Source organism: Paraburkholderia sp. D15 (assembly GCF_029910215.1).
Classification (GTDB): Bacteria; Pseudomonadota; Gammaproteobacteria; order Burkholderiales; family Burkholderiaceae; genus Paraburkholderia.
In genome coordinates this window covers 1,326,681-1,347,144 of record NZ_CP110395.1, presented here as the reverse complement: position 1 = coordinate 1,347,144, position 20,464 = coordinate 1,326,681, and the positions used below count along the sequence as shown (strand labels likewise).

Annotated in this window: 22 protein-coding genes; 8 read left to right on the top strand and 14 right to left on the bottom strand. The window is 62.7% G+C overall.

All coding sequences use genetic code 11. The features are described 5' to 3' along the window. Positions 1-56: 56 nt before the first annotated feature. Complete coding sequence (locus tag LFL96_RS05905) at positions 57-713, top strand: hypothetical protein (RefSeq protein ID WP_280999117.1); 657 nt, start codon at positions 57-59, stop codon at positions 711-713. A 144-nt stretch (positions 714-857) separates the two neighbouring features. Here the strand turns inward: LFL96_RS05905 and LFL96_RS05900 are convergent, their stop codons facing one another. Together LFL96_RS05900 and yaaA are read right to left on the bottom strand one after the other, a co-directional pair. After that, complete coding sequence (locus tag LFL96_RS05900) at positions 858-2,012, bottom strand: M14-type cytosolic carboxypeptidase (protein ID WP_280999115.1); 1,155 nt, start codon at positions 2,010-2,012, stop codon at positions 858-860. A 39-nt stretch (positions 2,013-2,051) separates the two neighbouring features. Next, positions 2,052-2,834: a peroxide stress protein YaaA gene (gene yaaA, locus LFL96_RS05895; protein WP_280999113.1), complete on the bottom strand. Its 783-nt coding sequence runs from the start codon at positions 2,832-2,834 to the stop codon at positions 2,052-2,054. A 57-nt stretch (positions 2,835-2,891) separates the two neighbouring features. On the opposite strand from yaaA, the gene LFL96_RS05890 reads away from it, so the two are divergent. Together LFL96_RS05890 and LFL96_RS05885 are read left to right on the top strand one after the other, a co-directional pair. Next, positions 2,892-3,413, top strand: a complete 522-nt coding sequence (locus tag LFL96_RS05890) for a putative toxin-antitoxin system toxin component, PIN family (protein WP_280999111.1) — start codon at positions 2,892-2,894, stop codon at positions 3,411-3,413. After that, positions 3,410-4,579, top strand: coding sequence for a pyridoxal phosphate-dependent aminotransferase (locus LFL96_RS05885; RefSeq protein WP_280999109.1), 1,170 nt, complete (start codon positions 3,410-3,412; stop codon positions 4,577-4,579). Before LFL96_RS05890 ends, LFL96_RS05885 begins: the two co-directional genes overlap by 4 nt. A 55-nt stretch (positions 4,580-4,634) precedes the next feature. On the opposite strand, the gene LFL96_RS05880 is transcribed toward LFL96_RS05885, so the two are convergent. Continuing rightward, the gene (locus LFL96_RS05880) at positions 4,635-5,282 is read right to left on the bottom strand and encodes a glutathione S-transferase (protein ID WP_280999107.1); all 648 of its coding nucleotides are present in this window, start codon (positions 5,280-5,282) and stop codon (positions 4,635-4,637) included. A 127-nt stretch (positions 5,283-5,409) separates the two neighbouring features. On the opposite strand from LFL96_RS05880, the gene LFL96_RS05875 reads away from it, so the two are divergent. From LFL96_RS05875 to LFL96_RS05855, 5 genes are all read left to right on the top strand, one after another. Further along, positions 5,410-6,969: a 3-hydroxyacyl-CoA dehydrogenase gene (locus LFL96_RS05875; protein WP_280999105.1), complete on the top strand. Its 1,560-nt coding sequence runs from the start codon at positions 5,410-5,412 to the stop codon at positions 6,967-6,969. Next, complete coding sequence (locus tag LFL96_RS05870; protein ID WP_280999103.1) at positions 6,966-7,754, top strand: enoyl-CoA hydratase; 789 nt, start codon at positions 6,966-6,968, stop codon at positions 7,752-7,754. Before LFL96_RS05875 ends, LFL96_RS05870 begins: the two co-directional genes overlap by 4 nt. A 108-nt stretch (positions 7,755-7,862) precedes the next feature. Beyond that, positions 7,863-8,969, top strand: a complete 1,107-nt coding sequence (locus LFL96_RS05865) for a phosphotransferase (RefSeq protein ID WP_280999101.1) — start codon at positions 7,863-7,865, stop codon at positions 8,967-8,969. A 134-nt stretch (positions 8,970-9,103) separates the two neighbouring features. Beyond that, positions 9,104-10,363 (top strand): acyl-CoA dehydrogenase family protein, encoded by a 1,260-nt coding sequence (locus LFL96_RS05860; RefSeq protein ID WP_280999099.1) that lies wholly within the window; start codon positions 9,104-9,106, stop codon positions 10,361-10,363. 95 nt (positions 10,364-10,458) lie between these two features. Next, complete coding sequence (locus tag LFL96_RS05855; RefSeq protein WP_280999097.1) at positions 10,459-11,160, top strand: glutathione binding-like protein; 702 nt, start codon at positions 10,459-10,461, stop codon at positions 11,158-11,160. Between the two features lie 149 nt (positions 11,161-11,309). Here LFL96_RS05855 and LFL96_RS05850 read toward each other — a convergent pair whose 3' ends face one another. From LFL96_RS05850 to LFL96_RS05800, 11 genes are all read right to left on the bottom strand, one after another. After that, positions 11,310-11,804: a MaoC family dehydratase gene (locus LFL96_RS05850; RefSeq protein WP_280999095.1), complete on the bottom strand. Its 495-nt coding sequence runs from the start codon at positions 11,802-11,804 to the stop codon at positions 11,310-11,312. After that, positions 11,801-12,259 (bottom strand): MaoC family dehydratase, encoded by a 459-nt coding sequence (locus tag LFL96_RS05845; RefSeq protein ID WP_280999093.1) that lies wholly within the window; start codon positions 12,257-12,259, stop codon positions 11,801-11,803. Before LFL96_RS05845 ends, LFL96_RS05850 begins: the two co-directional genes overlap by 4 nt. Before the next feature lie 85 nt (positions 12,260-12,344). Then, complete coding sequence (locus tag LFL96_RS05840) at positions 12,345-13,472, bottom strand: acyl-CoA dehydrogenase (protein ID WP_280999091.1); 1,128 nt, start codon at positions 13,470-13,472, stop codon at positions 12,345-12,347. Positions 13,473-13,482: 10 nt separating this feature from the next. Further along, positions 13,483-14,679 carry an acyl-CoA dehydrogenase family protein gene (locus LFL96_RS05835; RefSeq protein ID WP_280999089.1) on the bottom strand — a complete coding sequence of 399 codons (1,197 nt, stop codon included), beginning with the start codon at positions 14,677-14,679 and terminating at the stop codon, positions 13,483-13,485. 48 nt (positions 14,680-14,727) lie between these two features. Further along, positions 14,728-15,153, bottom strand: coding sequence for a DUF1178 family protein (locus LFL96_RS05830; RefSeq protein ID WP_280999087.1), 426 nt, complete (start codon positions 15,151-15,153; stop codon positions 14,728-14,730). 237 nt (positions 15,154-15,390) lie between these two features. Further along, positions 15,391-15,915 (bottom strand): DNA-binding protein, encoded by a 525-nt coding sequence (locus LFL96_RS05825; protein WP_280999085.1) that lies wholly within the window; start codon positions 15,913-15,915, stop codon positions 15,391-15,393. Between the two features lie 52 nt (positions 15,916-15,967). Continuing rightward, positions 15,968-16,213, bottom strand: coding sequence for a hypothetical protein (locus tag LFL96_RS05820; protein WP_280999083.1), 246 nt, complete (start codon positions 16,211-16,213; stop codon positions 15,968-15,970). Between the two features lie 334 nt (positions 16,214-16,547). Next, the gene (locus LFL96_RS05815) at positions 16,548-17,132 is read right to left on the bottom strand and encodes an NUDIX hydrolase (protein ID WP_280999081.1); all 585 of its coding nucleotides are present in this window, start codon (positions 17,130-17,132) and stop codon (positions 16,548-16,550) included. 43 nt (positions 17,133-17,175) lie between these two features. Beyond that, the gene (locus LFL96_RS05810) at positions 17,176-17,472 is read right to left on the bottom strand and encodes a DUF2818 family protein (RefSeq protein ID WP_280999079.1); all 297 of its coding nucleotides are present in this window, start codon (positions 17,470-17,472) and stop codon (positions 17,176-17,178) included. Continuing rightward, positions 17,472-18,944, bottom strand: a complete 1,473-nt coding sequence (gene nuoN / locus LFL96_RS05805; RefSeq protein WP_280999077.1) for an NADH-quinone oxidoreductase subunit NuoN — start codon at positions 18,942-18,944, stop codon at positions 17,472-17,474. Before nuoN ends, LFL96_RS05810 begins: the two co-directional genes overlap by 1 nt. Before the next feature lie 25 nt (positions 18,945-18,969). Beyond that, complete coding sequence (locus LFL96_RS05800; protein WP_280999075.1) at positions 18,970-20,460, bottom strand: NADH-quinone oxidoreductase subunit M; 1,491 nt, start codon at positions 20,458-20,460, stop codon at positions 18,970-18,972. Positions 20,461-20,464 lie beyond the last annotated feature (4 nt).

The following is a 20,464-nucleotide window of genomic DNA, read 5'->3' as shown; positions in this document are numbered from 1 at the left end:
ACCCTATCGCGGGGCATCTTACGTGCCTCATGTCACATTAGCGTCTAACGAACTAGATGGATCGCACCAACGTACCGCGCCGATTGCTGCGGCTGGTCGGCCGGTTCGCGACACTTGCAGCGAGTCTCTCGCTCATCTGCTCCGCGCCCGCATTCGCCGATCAACTCGAACAGCACAACGATCTCGTCAACAGATTTGTCAATGACATGCATGCGGATCCGCTCGTCGCGGACTGCGCCGCTCATGGCAATTTTGTCGCCAGCACCTCCACCGCCTTCGACCACGTCGAATTCCCACCCAGCTCCTTCGACAGCGCGCACGCCTCCGTCACGCCGTGGAACGATTCGTTCGACGAGGGCAAGCAGCGCGTCAAGGTGGAGAACATCGTGATCGTCGAAGGGCTCGGCATTCCGCAAGGCGGCAGCGGCGATCCGTCCGATCTGAAATTCCGCTGCGGCTACGTCGGCAATCAGATGCTGGCGTTCAGCTGGAACGATCCGGTGCCGCCAGCTCGCGCACGTAGCGGCGAGCCTTCGGGATCGCGCGCGGTGGCGGGAAAACACAAGGGCGCGAAGGGCAAGCATACGGCGAGCGGCAAGAGCACGAAGAAAGGCAGCGCGAAATCGTCCAAGGCGAGCTCGGGTAAAACGTCGAAAGCGACGTCGGGCAAATCCACCGCCAAAAAGAGCACGGCGAAGAAGAAGAGCCAGTAGAAAAAACAACCGCATGCGGCGCGCAGGCGCTCGGCAATCCGTCGCGCCACGAAGTCCGCATGCGCACACGCACACGCACACAGCAGCGTCGCAAAAAGCAAAGAGGCATTCCGCTCAGGGCAGATCAGCCCCGCCCGAACCCGCTCAATCGAACGTCTCCACGTGCCGCAGGATCGCCTGCAGCATCGCCGCCCCCAGCGACGCGCTACGCTCGCCGTTCCAGCCCACGCGTTCATCGGGCAGATTGGCGTTGTCCTTGAACGGCATTTCGAGCGTCAACGACAGGCAGCCGAATTCGTTGCCGATGTACTTCGACGCCAGCTTCAGCGCATCTTCGCGATACTTGCTCGCGGCATAGCCATACTTGTCCTGGAAGTCGGGACTCGCATGCTTGAACGCCTCGATGAACGCCTTCTGCTCACGCCCTTGCCGCTCCGTGAAACCCGGCAGCATCTCGGAGCCCGCCACGAACACATACGGCAACGCCTCGTCGCCGTGAATATCGAAGAACAGATCGCAGCCGATCGCGTGAATCGCGTCGCGCACCACCAGCACTTCGGGACTGCGTTCGGCGTCCGGTTCCATCCATTCGCGATTCAGATTCGCGCCGGTCGCATTGGTGCGCAGATTGCCGTGCACACTGCCATCCGGATTCATGTTCGGCACGATGTGGAACACCACATGGTCGTAGAGCTTGCGCGCGACCGGATCGCCCGCCCAATCGCCCCAGCCCGCGAGACGCTTGACCAGCCCTTCGATGAACCACTCGGCCATCGTCTCGCCCGGATGCTGGCGCGCGATCAGCCATACGTTCTTCTTCGGCTTGTCGCCGGTGGGCGGCGTGCCGAGCGTCAGCAGCGACATGGGGCGCCCTTCGACGGTCTTGCCGAGCTCCGTCAGCGTGGCGTGCGGCAACTGCTGCACCGCGCCGAGAAACTCCGAATGACGTTCCTCGCTATACGGCTCGAAGTACGCGTAATAGATGCGGTCGAAATCCGGCGTGTGATCGATCGTCAGCACGCGGCCGTCGTACGAGGTCGGCACGCGAAACCAGTTCACCCGGTCGTAGCTCGCGACTGCCTGATAGTCGCGCCAGCCTTCAGCGAACGCGCACTCGGCGGCATTCTCGAACGTCATCACGCAGCGCTCGCCCGCCGCGCCGGACAAGCGGAAATAAAACCATTGCGCGAAGTCGGCATGCGTGTCGGGACGCACGCGCAAACGGATGTTGCCCGCGTTCTCGCAGGACAGCACGTCGATCGCGCCCGCGTCGAAGTTGCTCGTAATGGATAGCGTCATCGTGTTCTTCCCTGCCTGGTTGCGCCGCGCCGGGTTTGCCTAGTCGGCGATACGGCGGCGAAATACGTAAGTGGAGTCGTTCGACGCCTCGGCGTCGAACCCATAGCCATCCGAGTCGAACGATTTCAGCTGCTCGGGCCGGTCGAGGCGGTTTTCCACCGCGTAGCGTGCCATCAGCCCGCGCGCGCGCTTGGCGTGGAAGCTGATGATCTTGTAGCGTCCGCCCTTCCAGTCCTCGAACACGGGCGTGACGACCGGCGCGTCGAGCAGCTTCGGCTTGACCGATTTGAAATATTCGGTGGACGCGCAATTCACCAGCACGCGCGACGCGGCGGCGTTCTTCTTCAGTTGCGCGTTCAGCGCCTGGGTGATCCGTTCACCCCAGAACGCGTACAGATCCTTGCCGCGCGGATTGACGAAGCGCGTTCCCATTTCTAGCCGGTACGGTTGCAGCAGATCGAGCGGCCGCAGCAAACCATACAGGCCCGAGAGCACGCGCACATGGTTCTGCGCATAATCCAGATCGGATGACGACAAGGTCTTCGCGTTGAAGCCCTCGTACACGTCGCCATTGAACGCGAGCACCGCCTGCTTGGCGTTGTGCGTGTCGAACTTCGGCGACCAGTCGGCGTAGCGCTGGAAATTCAGATGCGCGAGTTGATCGGAGATATCCATCAGCGAGGCAATCTGCTGCGGCGACAAACGCCGCAATCCGCCGATCAATTCGGCCGCGTCATCGACAAAATCGGGGATGGTGTGTTTCTTGATGTGCGCAGGCGTGTCGTAGTCGAGCGATTTCGCCGGCGACAGAACGATTATCATAGAGGCTTGCAGGCACGCCGTGCCTGGCGGTCAAAGACGAAAGCCAGATTGTAACGAATGCCCGGTTCTCATGCCTCACACGGCGCCTTGCGCGTCGTCCTCGATTCCAACGTGTGGATCGATATTCTCGTGTTCGACGACCCGCATACGCGGCCGATCCGCGCCGCGCTCGAAAGCGGCACGCTCGCCGCGCTGATCGACGCGCGCTGTCTCGCCGAGCTGACCTACGTGCTCGACTATCCGCAGTTCGTGCACCGGAACGTGGACAAGGCGGCCGCGCTCGCGATCGTCGAACGGCTCGCGCAACTCGTCGAACCGCCCGCGCCCGCCGAAGACGCGAAGCCCTTGCCCAAATGCAAGGACCGCGACGACCAGAAATTTCTCGAACTCGCGCATGCGGCACAGGCCGACTGGCTCGTCTCGAAAGACCGCGCGGTATTGAAACTCGCGAAGCGGATCGCGCGCGACTTCGGTTTCCAGATCGCGCAGCCGGCGCCGTTCGTCGAAGCCGTCTGCGCCGCGAACCCCGCATCCACCGATTCTCCTCTTCACCCGACCTCGCTCCGGACCGCGCCATGAATGCACCGCACGACACGCCCACGCCCTCGTTTCCGTCCCGCCTGCCGAACGTCGGCACGACCATTTTCACGGTGATGAGCGCGCTCGCCGCCGAGAAAGGCGCGGTGAACCTGGGGCAAGGCTTCCCGGACTTCGGCTGCGATCCGCGCATTGTCGACGCGGTCTCGAACGCGATGCGCGACGGCCACAATCAATACCCGCCGATGGCCGGCGCCGCGCCGCTGCGTCAGGCGATTTCGGACAAGATCGCCACGCTGTACGGACGCCGCTACGACGCGAACAGCGAGATCACCGTCACCGCCGGCGCCACCCAGGCGCTGCTGACCACGATTCTGGCCACGGTCCACCCGGGCGACGAAGTGATCGTGATCGAGCCGAACTACGACAGCTACGTGCCGTCCATCGAACTGGCCGGCGGCAAGCCGGTGTTCGTCACGCTCGAAGCACCCGACTACGCGATCCCGTTCGACAGACTCGCCGCCGCGATCACGCCGAAAACGCGTCTGCTGATGATCAACACGCCGCACAATCCGACCGGCACGGTCTGGCGCGAGCAGGACATGCGCAAGCTGGAAGAGATCGTGCGCGGCACCAACGTGCTGATTCTCTCCGACGAGGTGTATGAGCACATGGTGTTCGACGGCGCGCCGCACGAAAGCATGGCGCGCTATCCGGAACTCGCGCGGCGCAGCTTCGTGGTATCGAGTTTCGGCAAGACCTATCACGTGACGGGCTGGAAAGTCGGCTACGTGGCCGCGCCCGCCGCGCTCACCGCCGAGTTCCGCAAGGTCCACCAGTTCAACGTGTTCACGGTCAATACGCCGATGCAGATCGGCCTCGCCGACTACATGAAAGACCCGGCGCCGTATCTCGATCTGCCCGCGTTCTATCAGCACAAGCGCGACTTCTTCCGCGCACGCCTCGCGCAATCGCGCTTCAGGCTGCTGCCGTGCACGGGCACGTATTTCCAGTGCGTCGATTACTCGGCGATCAGCGACTTGCCCGAGGCCGAATTCGCGCAATGGCTAACCGGCGAGATCGGCGTGGCGGCCATTCCGGTATCGGCCTTCTATCACGAAGCGCATGAATCCGGCGTGGTGCGCTTCTGCTTCGCCAAGCAGGAAAGTACGCTGGCCACCGCGCTCGAACGGCTGGCGCGGCTCTAGCATGCCCCGCGCGATGCCGCGAACAGCGCCATGTTGTCCGCCATCGCGCGCGGCATCAGGTCGGCTGCGACGCGGCAACGTAAGCCTTGCGGTCGTCGGTCACGCGCTGCGCGGCTGGGCGCGCGGCGATCGTCTTCACGTAGCTTTTCCAGTCGACGCCCGCGTCCAGCAGAAAATCGCGACCGTAGATGATTTGCGTGGTCATGCCCACCAGCGGCAAGCTCACGAAGCCCGCCATGTCGGCGACGCCGAAACGCTCGCCACCCAGATACGGCGCGAACTTCGCGATCCGCTTGAAACCCGCGATGTGATGCGCGAGCAGTTTCTCGACGCGCCCCTTGGTCGCGTTCGTCACCGTGCCACCGAAGAACGCTTCCTTGTAGAGATTGCGCGCGGTCAATTCCAGATGCACGTCGACGAACGTGATCAGTTCGCGCTCCTTGGCCGCCGCCCACGGATCGGCGGAGAAGATCGCCTTGTCCGGATAGCGCGCGGCCAGATATTCGACGATGCACTGCGACTCGCACAGATCGCCGTCCTCGGTCTGCAGGTAAGGCACCTTGCCGAGCGGCGAATGCTCGAGCACGGCATCGTCCTGACTCGGCTTCACGAAGACTTCCTCGAACGGAATGCCGTGTTCGAGCAGCACGAACTTGACCTTGTTGTAGTAGTTGGACAGCGCAAAACCGCACAGCTTGAGCATCGGGACTCTCCTTTGTTCGATTGTGTGAGACCGTGCACCGGAACCTCCGTGCGGCGGCCATCATGCCATCGTCAGGTAAATTGCACGGACGTGCCATTCTAAAATAACCACGGAGTCGAGCATCGCCATGACCTCTCGCACTTTCAGCATCGAGACTATCGGCATTGTCGGCACCGGCGCCATGGGCCGCGGCATCGCGCAGATCGCCGCGCTGGCCGGGCTCACGGTGCGTCTGTACGACGCCAACCCGGCGGCGGTCGGCGCCGCGCGCGATTACCTCGCGGACACCTTCGCGAAACTGACGGCCAAAGGCAAGCTCGACCAGGCCCGCTCGCTCGCCGCGCTGGCCAACGTGAGCGGGGCGCAGGGTATCGGCGAGCTGGCCGGTTGCGATCTGGTCGTCGAGGCGATCGTCGAAAAGCTCGATGTGAAGCAGGCGCTCTTTCGCGAACTCGAAACGGTGGTGAGCGGGCGCTGCGTGCTGGCCTCGAACACCTCGTCGCTGTCGATCACCGCGATCGCCGCCGGCTGCACCGATCCGTCGCGCGTGGCCGGTTTTCACTTCTTCAACCCGGTGCCGTTGATGAAGGTCGTCGAAGTGATCGACGGTTTGCGCGGCGACCCCGCCGCGGGCGACGCGCTGATGGACCTCGCGCGCCGCATGGGTCACACGCCGGTGCGCGCGAAAGACATGCCGGGCTTCATCGTCAATCATGCCGGGCGCGGCATGAATACCGAAGGTCTGCGCGTGGCCGGCGAGGGGGTTGCGAGTTTCGCCGACATCGACCGCATCATGCGCGAGCAGGCGGGCTTCCGCCTCGGCCCGTTCGAGCTGCTCGATCTGACCGCGCTCGACGTGTCGCATCCGGTGATGGAGTCGATCTACCACCAGTTCTACGAAGAGCCGCGCTTCACGCCGTCGCCGGTCACCGGCACGCGGCTCGCGGGCGGATTGATCGGCCGCAAGACCGGCGAAGGTTTTTACCGCTACGAAGACGGCAAACAGCAGCTTCCCGCCGAAGCGCCCGCGCCGGCCGTTGCGTTGCCAGCGAGCGTGTGGATCAGCCGGCGCTATCCGCACGCCCGCGACGCGGTGGTGCAACTGCTCGCCAAAACCGGCGTACAACTCGACGACGACGCGACGCCCGCCTCCGGCTCGCTGATCGTGGTCACGCCGTTCGGTCACGACGCAACCACGGCCGCGGTCGACGAAGCGCTCGACGCCAGCCGCACCGTCGCGATCGACGCCCTCTTCCCGCTCGTCGCCGCGCCACGCCGCACGCTGATGACCACGCCCGCCACCACGCGCGCCGCGCGCGACGCCGCGCACGCGCTGTTCGCCGCCGACGGCGTACCGGTCACGGTGATCCGCGATTCGACCGGCTTCGTCGCGCAACGCGTGGTGGCGACGATCGTCAACATCGGCTGCGACATCGCGCAGAAGCAGATCGCCACGCCCGCGGATATCGATCTCGCGGTGACGCTCGGCCTCGGTTATCCGCGCGGACCGCTCGCGCTTGGCGACGCGCTCGGCGCACCCCATATCCTCACGATTCTGCGCAATATGTTCGCGGTCCTCGGCGACCCGCGCTATCGCCCGTCGCCGTGGCTGTCGCGGCGCGCCCAACTGGGCCTCTCACTCACACAAGGCGACGCCGCCGACATTCAAACGGAGACACACGCATGAGCGCCGAACTGCTGACCTCGCGCCCCACCGAAAGCGAATCGACGCTGATTCTCACGCTGTCGAACCCGGGCGCGCGCAACGCGCTGCATCCGGACATGTACGCCGCCGGGATCGAGGCGCTGCAATCGGTGGAGCGCGATCCGTCGATTCGCGCCGTCGTGATCAACGGCGCCGACAACTTTTTCTGCGCGGGCGGCAATCTGAACCGTCTGCTGGAAAACCGCGCGAAAGATCCCTCGGTGCAGGCTGAAAGCATCGATCTGCTCGGCGAGTGGATTTCGGCGCTGCGTCTGTCGTCGAAACCGGTGATCGCCGCCGTCGATGGCGCCGCGGCCGGCGCCGGCTTTTCGCTCGCGCTCGCCTGCGACCTGATCGTCGCCGCCGACGACGCCAAGTTCGTGATGTCCTACGCACGCGTCGGCCTGACGCCCGACGGCGGCGGCTCGTGGTTCCTCGCCCAGGCGCTGCCGCGCCAGCTCGCCACCGAGGTGCTGATCGAAGGCAAGCCGATCGGCGCCGCGCGCCTGCATGAACTCGGCGTGGTCAACAGGCTGGCGAAACCGGGCGCGGTGCGCGACGCCGCTGTCGCATGGGCCGACGAGATCGGCAAGATTTCGCCTAACTCGGTTGCGCGCATCAAGGGGCTGGTCGGCGCGGCGAATTCGCAGACGCTCGCCACGCATCTGGTCGCGGAGCGCGACAGCTTCGTCGCGTCGCTGCATCATCGCGACGGTCTGGAAGGGATTTCCGCGTTCCTCGAAAAGCGCGCGCCGGTTTATAAGTGAGTGCGCGGGCGGCGTCGGCCTTTCGATCGTTCGATAGTCCTGACGCCGCGTTGTCTTTCGGTACAAGCGCAGATGCCCCGTAGTCGATCCCGAACTGGAGGAGACAAGATGGCCCAAGACCCGCACGCCGGCGAACCCGCGCGCCAAACCGACTACTCGGCGTTCGAAGGCACGCGCCCGGTCAACGAGCGGCAACGTTTCGACCATGACGCGCTCGCCGCCTGGCTCGCCCAGCATGTCGATGGTTTTGCCGGGCCGCTCACCGTCGAGCAGTTTGCCGGCGGCCAGTCCAATCCCACCTTCAAACTGGTCACGCCATCGCGTGCGTACGTGATGCGCGCGAAGCCCGGACCGGCGGCGAAGCTACTGCCGTCCGCGCATGCGGTGGAGCGCGAATATCGCGTGATGCATGCGCTTGCCGGCACCGGCGTGCCGGTCGCCCGCATGCTCGCGCTGTGCGAGGACGAAAGCGTGATCGGCCGAGCGTTTTATGTGATGGAGTTCGTCGCGGGCCGCGTGCTGTGGGATCAATCCCTGCCCGGCATGACGGCGACCGAACGCGCGGCGATCTACGACGAGATGAATCGCGTGATCGCGGCCTTGCATGGCGTCGACGCAGGCGCCGCCGGCCTCGACGGCTACGGCAAACCGGGTAACTATTTCGCCCGGCAGATCGGACGCTGGAGCAAGCAGTACGTCGCGTCCGAAACCGAGCCGATCGACGCGATGCAGCGCCTGATCGACTGGCTGCCGCAGCATATGCCGGCCGGGGCGAACGAGCGCGTCGCGGTCGTTCACGGCGATTACCGGCTCGACAATCTGATCTTCCACCCCAGCGAGCCGAAGGTGCTCGCGGTGCTCGACTGGGAACTGTCGACGCTCGGTGATCCGCTCGCCGACTTCGCGTATCACTGCATGGCGTGGCACGTCGATCCAACACAGTTTCGCGGCATCGCGGGACTCGATTGGGCCGCGCTCGGCATTCCGGATGAAGCCGACTATGTCGAACGCTATTGCAGGCGCACCGGCTTCGAGATTCAGGGCGACTGGAACTTCTATCTCGCGTACAACATGTTCCGTATCGCCGCGATCCTGCAAGGGATCATGAAACGCGTGGTCGACGGCACCGCGGCAAGCGCGCAGGCGATCGATGCCGGGCGCCGCGCGAAGCCGATGGCGGAGCTTGCCTGGCGTTACGCTCAGAAAGTGCATTGATGAATGCGACGCTGCGCGAAAGCGCGCCGGGTTGCATGGAATTACGTTGAAGCATTCCGTCGATTCAGGTTGATCGACGCTGCGGGCAATCGCTCGCACCACCCCGCTACATCCCACGATTCGCAAGGTCATAGATGAATTTCGATTACACCCCGAAGGTCCAGGCGTTGCGTGAAAAACTGCTCGCGTTCTTCGACGAGCACATCTACCCGAACGAGCAGGCGTTTTACGCGGAGATCGCGCGCAATCGCCACAACGGCAACGCGTGGCAGCCGACCGAACTCGTCGAACAACTCAAGCAGAAGGCGCGCGACGCCGGCTTGTGGAATCTGTTCCTGCCGGAATCCGTGCGCGGCGCGGGGCTAACGAATCTGGAATACGCGCCGCTGTGCGAGATCATGGGACGCGTGCCCTGGGCGCCGGAAGTGTTCAACTGCAACGCGCCCGATACCGGCAACATGGAAACCATCGAGCGCTACGGCAGCGAGGACAACAAGCGCGAATGGCTCGAACCGCTGCTGCAAGGCCAGATCCGTTCGGCCTTTCTGATGACGGAGCCGGAGGTGGCGTCGTCGGATGCGACCAACATCCAGACCAGCATCGTGCGTGACGGCGATTACTACGTGCTTAACGGTCATAAGTGGTGGTCGTCGGGCGCGGGCGATCCGCGCTGCAAGATCTACATCGTGATGGGCAAGACCGATCCCGAAGCGGCGCGCCACGCGCAGCAGTCCATGATCCTCGTGCCGGCCGACGCGACCGGCATCACCGTGCATCGTCCGCTTTCCGTGTTCGGTTACGACGACGCGCCGCACGGCCATATGGAAATCACGCTCGATAACGTGCGCGTGCCGGCCGGCAACATGCTGCTCGGCGAAGGCCGCGGCTTCGAGATCGCGCAAGGCCGCCTGGGACCGGGACGGATTCACCACTGCATGCGCCTGATCGGTCTCGCCGAGCGCGCGCTCGAATTGATGGCGAAACGGTCGTTGCAGCGTATCGCGTTCGGCAAACCGGTTGCCGCGCAAGGCGTCACCCAGGAACGGCTCGCCGAGGCGCGCTGCATGATCGAACAGGCGCGGCTGCTCACGTTGAAAACCGCGTACATGATGGACACGGTCGGCAATAAGGGCGCCCGCGGCGAAATTGCGATGATCAAGGTGGTCGCGCCGAACATGGCGTGTCAGGTGATCGACTGGGCGATCCAGGCGCACGGCGGCGGCGGTGTCAGCGACGACTTTCCGCTGGCGTACGCCTATGCGTGCGCGCGGACGCTGCGTTTCGCCGATGGTCCCGACGAAGTGCATCGCAATGCGATCGCCAAACTCGAACTGGCGCGGTATCAGGATGCGGATGCGGCCGCGCGTGTGGAAACGCCGGTCACGCGGAGTTGAGCGACGCCGCCAGCAGCATCGCGCGAACTATGCTCTAATTTTCGGCAACAGCGGCGCCCTACGTGGCGCCGCTTTCACGAAACGAAGGAGCGACAATGATCGACGTGTATAGCTGGGCTACGCCGAACGGCCACAAGGTTCACATCATGCTCGAGGAAACCGGTCTCGAGTACACCGCGCACGCGGTCAACATCGGCACGGGCGACCAGTTCAAACCCGAATTCCTCGCGATCAGCCCGAACAACAAGATTCCGGCGATCGTGGATTCGGAAGGACCGAAGAGCGCCGACGGCAAACCGTTCGCACTGTTCGAATCCGGCGCGATTCTGCTGTATCTCGCCGAGAAAACTGGCCAGTTCCTGCCGACCGATCCGGCCGCCCGCTATGCGACGCTGCAATGGCTGATGTTCCAGATGGGCGGTCTGGCTCCGATGCTCGGACAAACCCACCACTTCCGCGTCTACGCGCCGGAACCGATCGACTATGCGATCAACCGTTATACGAACGAGACGCGGCGTCTGTACGGCGTGATGGATACGCAACTCGGCAAGACGCGCTATCTCGCGGGCAACGATTACACGATCGCGGACATCGCGGCATTTCCGTGGACGCGTTCGTGGAAAAACCAAGGCATCGATCTAGATGCGTTTCCGAACGTGAAGCGCTGGCACGAGGATATCGCGGCGCGGCCGGCGGCGGTGCGCGGCGTGGACGTGCTGGCGTCCGAACGTCAGCCGGTGATGGATGACAAGGCGAAGGAAATGCTGTTCGGCGCGACGCAATACGCGAAGCGGTGATTGTGCGGCGATGCGATTAGCCGGGCGCGCCTGATTGCGTTTCACCGGCTTTTTAGATCGCATAAAAAATGCGCGGGGCGGTGTCGACATGCATGGCCGCCCGCGCTTTTCGTTGATGTATCCGTTCGAGTTCGCCGTATGTTTGCGCGTCAGAAATAATGCCGCGTGATGAACTCCGCGACACAGACAGGCCGCTCGCTGCCCTGCCGCTCCAGCGTCACATTCCACACGACCTGCACACCGGCGTTATCGACATCGCTCACGGACTCCACCGCGAAACTCGCACGCAACTGCGAACCCACCGGCACCGGCGACGTGAAACGCACACGATTCAGGCCGTAGTTCACGCCCATGCGCTGCCGCAACGGCACCGTTTTTTCCAGTAGCGCCGGGATCAAAGACAACGTCAGAAACCCATGCGCGACCGGGCCACCGAAGGGCGATTCGCGCCGCGCGCGCTCGGGATCGATGTGAATCCATTGATGATCGCCGGTGGCCTGCGCGAAGCGGTCGACATTGGCTTGATCGACCATCAACCATTCGCTGACGAGGGCAGCGGCACCTACTAGCGCGCGCAGCGCGGCGGCATCACGAATGGTCGCGTTGGTGGCCGTAGCCGCGGTACTCGCGGTCGAAGCCGTCATGACGCGGCTCCCGGATTGCGTAATCCGAACAGGCCCTTCGAGCGCACCGTGATCACCGTTTCCCCGTGCTGATTGATCCCTTCCCACTGTGTCTGCACGATGCCGCGATCCGGCTTGCTCTCCAGCACGCGTTTGTCGAGCACGACGTTGATCATCGTGATCGTGTCGCCGACGCGCACCGGTTTCAACCAGCGAATCTCGTCGATGCCGGGCGAGCCCATCGACGTGGAACCGGCGAGCGTATTGCGCACGAGCATGCCCATCATCACCGAGCATGTGTGCCAGCCGCTCGCGACCAGCCCGCGAAACGGCGACGCGGCCGCCGCCTCTTCGTCCAGATGAAACGGTTGCGGGTCGAACTTCTGCGCGAATTCCACGATCTCCTCGCGCGTGAACGTGTGTTTGCCGACTTCAAAACGCGTGCCGGCAACCATGTCTTCGTAGCTGAAACCCATTTGTCTGTCTCCTTCGTGTCCGTTCGTTGCGCGGTCTTCGATCGGGCGGTATGGCCGTGCGATCGGATTACGGATGGCGTTGCGCTCAGGCCTCGGCGTTCATGAAACCGGGCAGCGCGGCAAATCTCGCGAGATGATGATCGACGTCGCCCAAGGTGGTCTCGATGATCGCGAGCCGCTTGAACAGATGCGCCGCCGCGACTTCGTTCGTGACGCCCATGCCGCCGTGCAACTGCACCGCCTGCTGACCGACGAAGCGCGCGGCCTGCCCCACCCGCACCTTCGCAGCCGATACGGCGCGGCGACGTTCGTCGGCGTCTTCGCTGCCGTAGCGCATGGCGGCGAGATACGTGACCGAACGCGCCTGCTCGGCGTGAATCAGCATCTCGACCATGCGATGCTGCAGCGCCTGGAACCGCGCGATCGGCTGGCCGAACTGCTGGCGGGTCTTGGTGTACTCGACAGTGGCGAGGTTCAGCGCGTCCAGCGCGCCGATTGCTTCCGCGCACAACAGAAGCGTGCCGTAGTCCGCGATATGTTCGAGCGCGGCGGCACCGGCATGCTGGCCGGTCAAACGTCGCGCGGGCGTGCCGTTGAATTCGAGCGTGGCGGCGCGTTGACCGTCGATGGTGCGGTAATCGGTGACTTTCACGCCCGCCGCATCGCGCGCGACGACGAAGAGCGCGATGTCGCCACCCAGCCGCGCCGGCACGATCCAGTAGTGCGCCTGCGCGCCGTGCAGGACGACCGATTTCGTGCCCGTCAACGTCTGCTGCGCGCCGTCGCCGTGCGCAGTTGTCGCGACCTCGAACAGGTCATGACGCGCGCGTGGCTCGTGAAATGCGACCGCCAGTTTGATCTCGCCTTGAGCCGCGCGCTCCAGCAATGCGGCGTCCTCGCCCTGCCCGCTGCCGGCAAGCCGCAACGCTTCGATGCCGACCGCCGTCGCCCAATAGGGCTCGACGACCAGCGCGCGGCCGAGTTCCTGCATCACCACCAGCATGTCGATCGGGCCGCCGTTGAAACCGCCTTGCGCCTCGGGCACCGGCAATGCGGTCAGGCCCAATTCGCTCAATGCGGTCCACTGCGCGTCCGAAACGCCTGCGTCCGACTGAACGATCGCCTGACGCGCTTCGAATCCGTAGTTTTTGTCCAGGTAGCGGCGCAGTGCATCGGCGAGTTGCTGTTGTTCGTCGTTGAAAGTGAAGTCCATGCGCCGCTCCTCAAAGTCCGAGAATCATCTGCGCGATGATGTTCTTTTGAATTTCGTTCGAGCCGCCGTAGATCGACGTCTTGCGGAAGTTGAAGTAGTACGCGGCCAGTGGCGCGGCATCGTCGTCGCCGGCGAGGCTGTGCGCGCGTTCGCCTTCGAGGAACGGCACGTCGAAAGGTGCGGCAAGCGGCCCGACCGCTTCGAACATCAATTCGGTCAGCGCCTGCTGGACTTCCGTACCCTTGATTTTCAGCATCGACGCCTCCGGGCCAGGTCCGCGGCCGCCGGTTTCGTTGGCCACCACGCGTTGCACGGTGACTTCGAGCGCCATCAATTCGATTTCCAGGCTCGCGACTTTCGCGGCGAATACCGGATCCTGCAGCAGCGGTTTGCCGTTTTTCCGCTGATCCAGCGCGAGCCGCTTCAGGAATACCAGTTCCCGCTTCGACTGGCCGACGCGTGCGATACCCGTACGCTCGTGGCCGAGCAGATATTTCGCGTAAGTCCAGCCCCGGTTCTCCTCGCCGACCAGATTGTCGGCTGGCACTTTCACGTCTTCGAAGAAGACTTCATTGACTTCGTGGTCTTCGTCGAGCGTGATGATGGGCCGCACGGTGATGCCCGGCGTTTTCATGTCGATCAGCAGGAACGAAATGCCCTCCTGCTTCTTCGCACCGCTGTCGGTGCGGACAAGACAGAACATCATGTCCGCGTATTGCCCGAGCGTGGTCCAGGTCTTCTGACCGTTGACGACGTAGTGATCGCCGACGCGTTCGGCACGAGTGCGCAGCGACGCGAGATCCGAACCCGATCCAGGCTCCGAGTAGCCTTGGCACCACCAATCTGTACCGTCGAGAATACGCGGCAGGTAGTGGCGCTTTTGCGCTTCGCTGCCGTACTTCATCAGAACCGGCGCGACCATCGACACGCCGAACGGCAGCACGGATGGCGCACCGATCCGCGCGCACTCTTCGTCCCAGATATGCCGTTGTGTCGCATCCCAACCGGGGCCGCCATATTCCTTGGGCCAGGCGACCACCGACCAGCCGCGCGTGCCGAGCAACTTGTGCCAGCCGGCGAAATCTTCGCGGGAAAGACGTTTGTGGTTGAGAACTTTGTCGCTGAGCTCGCGAGGCAGATTTGCTTCGAGCCAGTTGCGGATGTCCGCGCGGAACGCGTTATCAGCGGAGGAATAGTCCAGATTCATGCGTCGTGTCTCCTGGCCGCCACCACCCGCCGCCAGTGAGCCACTGCGCTATTGCAGCGGTTCCTTCAACGCGGCCGGGACCGGCAGCGGCATCACTTCGATGCCTTCTTCGACCAAGGCTCGCGCGTCTTCAGGTGTGGTGACACCGCGAATATTGCGCGCAGGCGCTTCGTTGTAATGCATGCGCCTTGCTTCCTCGGCGAAGCGGTCGCCCACGTTCTCGGTCTTTTCCAGTACCTCGCGCAACGCACGCATCACACGCGCCTGCATACCGTCAGCAGCGGCCGGGGCTTTCGCCTCGCTCGCGCCCGAGAGATTCAGACGCGGAGCCGACGGCAAACGGCTTACCTCGTTCGCACCGCAAATGGGACATTCGACAAGCTTGCGGGACTGCTGCGATTCGAAGTCATCAGCCGAAGCGAACCAGCCTTCGAACCGATGGCCATGCGGACACTGTAAGTCGAGGACCTTCATGTGGGAATCAGGGCTTGCGTGCCAGTTTAGCGCAAAACTAAAATTTGTGAACGGTCGTTCGCATTAATTACGCTCGACTCGCCGGAGTTCGACGCTCGGGACGATTCCGGGCGCGGTGGGCGATTTTAACGCTTCGGGAAAAGGACTGCCCAAGCGAATCTGATCATCCCATGACGTTTCGTTCAATGACTGGCTCGACTTGCCGCGATGCCGGCCCAAGCGCCCTACACCTCAGCGCTACGCAACCAGAGGTTCGAGTTGCCGGTTGAGCTTCGGCTCCAACTCGCGCGCCTCCTTCGCGAGATTCACCTGCTTCGCCGATTTCGCCACTTCGAGCACATCTGCCTTGATGTCATAGCCGCCGCGCGCCATCAGCCACGCCAGGACGTCCGACAGGTGCCATACGGAAGCGCTGCCTTCGTGAACAGGCGAAGGAAAATCGATTGCATGACTCAACATCAGCTTGCGCATGTTTTGTCGCGATACACCGGCAAGTTCCGCCACGTCCGTCAGACCGACGAAATCCGGGCCCGCTTCCACCAGACGCGCGGTCGGCACCGCGCGCTTGACGTCTCCGAGCGCGCTGATGAGCGCAGCGAACGCTGACGAACCTTCGCGCGAAAAAAACAACGCAAGACGACCTGGTTGCCCGACGCCGACCGTCGCGTCGTCGCAACCAGCCTCACCAAGACGCTCGACGATTGCGTCGAGATCACAGTCTTCGGCGGTGAGTTTGAATTTCAACGTGAACGAATATTCCATAGCGACTCCTACTTTTCTTGATGCTGCCGTTCTCTATGCCAAGCCGTTGACTTCAACGCGACGCAGTGCAGTTATCGACAATGCGCCGCAACTGCCTGGCATGATTGCCTGGGCTGCGAGGCGTGCTCCAGACACTGGATATACAGAATTCTCCGCAGCGACATTCCGCACTGTTCTGAGGACAGTACATCTTTCCCCACGCATGACCTTTCCCGCCGCTCACGACACGCCAGCCGTTGAGTTCGGCGTAGGCCAGTGCGGCTTCGATTTCCTTTTTGGAGTGGGTTCCACGAGCCATCCATACCCTCCAATTTAATGCGTTCAATTCTGGTTGTCAAGTGACAACTCAAACTGTCGATTGCAAAACAACCATCTGCGATCCATTCGCTATCCGAATTAAATCGCAAGGACGATCACCGGCATCCATACTAGAGTGGCGCGTGTCTCAGAGCGAGTCTGCCGGATGGCATAGGACGAGCAGACATTTTTTCAGACACGGCGCAAAGCTTCGGCTTCACACAGGTCCCGCGCAGCAAACAAAAAGCCCCTGATGGTCATAGACCAACAGGGGCTTCAGCCAACTTCCTGACGGAACGGATCGGCTCGCACTCAGCCGTTGTAGCTTTATCGCCTCATTGCGCCTGTGCCAGCGGCCATGCTCCCGACAACACCTTCTCCAGCCAGAACGTGCCGATTACGGTCTTCACGTCGGTGATCTTGCCGGTACGAATCCATTCGGAAACGTCGGCGACGTTCGCGGTGAACAATTCGAGAAACTCACCCTCGTCGAGCTTGCGCTCGCCGGCGGTCAGCCCGCGCGCCAGATAAATGTCGATGAACTCGGTGGAATAGGAAATGATCGGGTGGATACGCGTCAGGTACACATACTCGCGCGCGGTGTACCCAGTCTCTTCCCGCAGTTCGCGCTTCGCGCACGCGAGCGCGCCTTCGTCCGGATCAAGCTTGCCGGCCGGATATTCGACCATGACCTTGCCCATCGGATAACGATACTGGCTCTCCAGCAACACGCGCCCGTCGTCGAACAACGGAATCACCATCACCGCGCCGGGGTGCTGAACGTATTCGCGCGTGGCCTGCTTGCCGTCCGGCAGTTCGACGGTATCGCATTTCAACGTCAGAAACGGACCCTGATGAATCGTTTCGCTCTCGAGACAGGTCTCTTTGAGCGCCGCGTCGTGATTGGGAAGTTCAGCCATGTGCGGACCTCTGGACAGCTTGGTGCGCGACGGCGGGACGCCGTCAGCGCCGTTTGACGAGATACTGGAAGGTGAAGCCGGGGAACGCGAAGACCACGAACAGAGCGAACGTGATTGCGTAAAACTGCCACCCCTGCTCGAAGCGGTTACCCGCGCGCGCTTCGAGCAGAAAGCCGAGCGCGCCGACCGCGAAATACAGCACGATCAATTCGCCGATCCTGATCCACGCGCTTTTCTTCGCGGCCTTCAACGGCACAGCAGCGAAAAGGCGCTGATTCAGGAACGGCAGGTTGGCGCCGACCAGCGCCAACAACACGATAAACCAACCCGCAGCCGACATCAGAGCAGCAGCGTGTGCTGGATGGCCTGCAGGCAGGTCTTCAGCAGCGGATCCGGCACGATACCCAGCACCAGCACGGCCACGCCGTTCAATGCGAGCAACGCACGCGTGCCACCGTCCGCGTGGATCGGCGACTTGTCTTGCGGATCGTCGAAGTACATCAGCTTGACGATACGCAGGTAGTAGAACGCGCCGAACAGCGACGTGATCACCGCCAGCACCGTCAGCCAGGTCAGACCGGCATTCATGGTGGCTTGCAGCACCGCGAGCTTCGCGTAGAAACCGACCGCGGGCGGAATGCCGGCGAGCGAGAACATCATCACCATCATCACGAACGCGAACACCGGGCTGCGTTGGTTCAGGCCCTTGAAGTCTTCGAGCGTGTCGGCCTCGAAATCGCGGCGTGCGAGCAGCATGACGACGCCGAACGTACCCATCGTGGTGATCAGGTAGACGATGCTGTAGAACATCGCCGAGCCGTACGCATTGGCGGCGCCGGACGTCTTGTGGTCGACCACGCCGGCCAGCAGGCCCAGCAGCACGAAGCCCATGTTCGAGATCGCCGAATACGCAAGCATCCGCTTGATGTTGCGCTGCACGATACCGGTGATATTGCCGACGATCAGCGACAACGCCGCCAGAATCACCAGCATTTCCTGCCACTCGACCGCCAGCGGCAACAGCCCCATCACGAGAAAGCGCAGCCCCCACGCGAACGCGGCAACCTTCGGGCCACCGCCGACCAGCAGCGTCATGGCCGTCGGCGCGCCCTGATAAACGTCCGGCACCCACATATGGAACGGCACCGCGCCCATTTTGAAGGCCACGCCAGCGACGATGAAGATTACGCCGAACAGCAGCACGCTCGGGTCGTAGTGGCTCGTGCCGATCGCCTTGAACACTTCGTTCAGGTCGAGCGAACCGGTCGCGCCGTACAGCATCGAGATGCCGTACAGCAGGAAGCCCGAAGCCAGCGCGCCAAGCACGTAGTACTTCATCGCCGCTTCGTTCGACGGCGCCGCGTCACGGCGCAGCGCGATCGCGCCGTACAGCGACAGCGACATCAGTTCCAGCCCGAGATACAGCGTCAGGAAGTTGTTGCCGGAGATCATCACGAGCTGGCCGAGCAACGAGAACATCCCCAACAGGAAGAACTCGCCGCGGAACAGCCCGCGATCTTCGAGGTAACGGCGCGAATAGACGATCGACACGGCATAACCGAGCGTCACCACCGCTTTCATCACGTTGGCGAACGAGTCCACCACGTACATGTGGCCGAAGTAGTAGCGCACCTGCGGATCGAACGCGTTCATCGCGAACCAGATGCCGGCGACGAGCGTCGAGAAGAACGCAATGAAGTAGGTGGTGCGGCGACCGGCCTGGCCGACGAACGTGTCGTTGAGCCACGCGACGACAACGGCGAGCATCACCAGCGCGTCGGGCAACAGAGCAGTCATAGGGGCGTTTTGCATGGTGTTTAAATTCCTCCGCTCGGCGTTACTGAGGCAACGGCAGCTTCGATTGCGCAACGTGGGAGAGGAGGTTTTCCACGGATACGTGCATCACATCGGTAAAGGGCTTAGGATACAGGCCCATGAACAGCGTCAGTGCGGCGAGCACTGCCAGCATGAAAAATTCGCGTCGGTTGATATCGACAAGGCTCTTCACGTGATCGTTGGTGATCGCGCCGAAATACACACGCTTGTACATCCACAGCGTGTAGGCCGCACCGAGAATCAGCGTGACCGCCGCCCCGCCCGCGATCCAGAAGTTGTACTGGACGGATGCCAGGATCACCATGAATTCGCCGACGAAACCGGACGTACCCGGCAAGCCGCAATTCGCCATGGAGAACAGCATCACGAACGCCGCGAACTTCGGCATCACGTTGACGACACCGCCGTAATCGGCGATCTGGCGCGAATGCATACGGTCGTACAGCACGCCGATGCTCAGGAACATCGCGCCCGACACGAAACCGTGCGAGATCATCTGCACGATCGCGCCTTCCACGCCGAGCTGATTGAAGATGAAGAAGCCGAGCGTCACAAAACCCATGTGCGCGATCGACGAATACGCGACCAGCTTCTTCATGTCCGCCTGCACCATCGCCACCAGACCGATATAGATCACCGCGATCAGCGACAGCGTGATCACCACCGGCGCGAGGAAATGGCTGGCGTCCGGTGCGATCGGCAGCGAGAAGCGCAGGAAACCGTACGCGCCGAGCTTCAGCATGATCGCGGCCAGCACGACCGAACCGCCGGTCGGCGCTTCCACGTGGGCGTCAGGCAACCACGTGTGAACCGGCCACATCGGCACCTTCACGGCGAACGCCATGAAGAATGCGATGAAGATCAATATCTGTGGCGTCATCGCGATCGGCGCGTGCTGCCACGTCGCGAGGTCGAACGTGCCGGTTTCGATATACAGGTACAGCAACGCGACCAGCATCAACAGCGAGCCCATCAGCGTGTAGAGGAAGAACTTGAACGCCGCATACACGCGGTTCGCCCCACCCCACACGCCGATGATGATGTACATCGGAATCAGCGTAGCTTCGAAGAACACGTAGAACAGCATGCCGTCGGCCGAGCTGAACACGCCAACCATGATCCCCGACAGGATCAGGAACGCGGCCAGATACTGCGCGACGTTCTTCGTGATCACTTCCCACGCGGCGATCACCACGATGACCGTGATCAATGCCGTCAACACGACGAACCACATCGAGATGCCGTCGACACCCAGGTGATACGTAATGTTGAAACGCTCGATCCAGTTCGCCTTCTCGACGAATTGCAGATCGGCGGTACTCGAATCGAAGCCCGTGATCAGCGGGATCGTCACCAGAAAGCTGACGACCGAGCCGATCAGCGCGATCCAGCGCGCCGGCGCCGGATTGTTGTCGGAACCGATAGCCAGAACCAGCAGGCCAACGAGAATCGGCAACCAGATAGCGATACTGAGAATCGGATAAGCGTGCATTAGT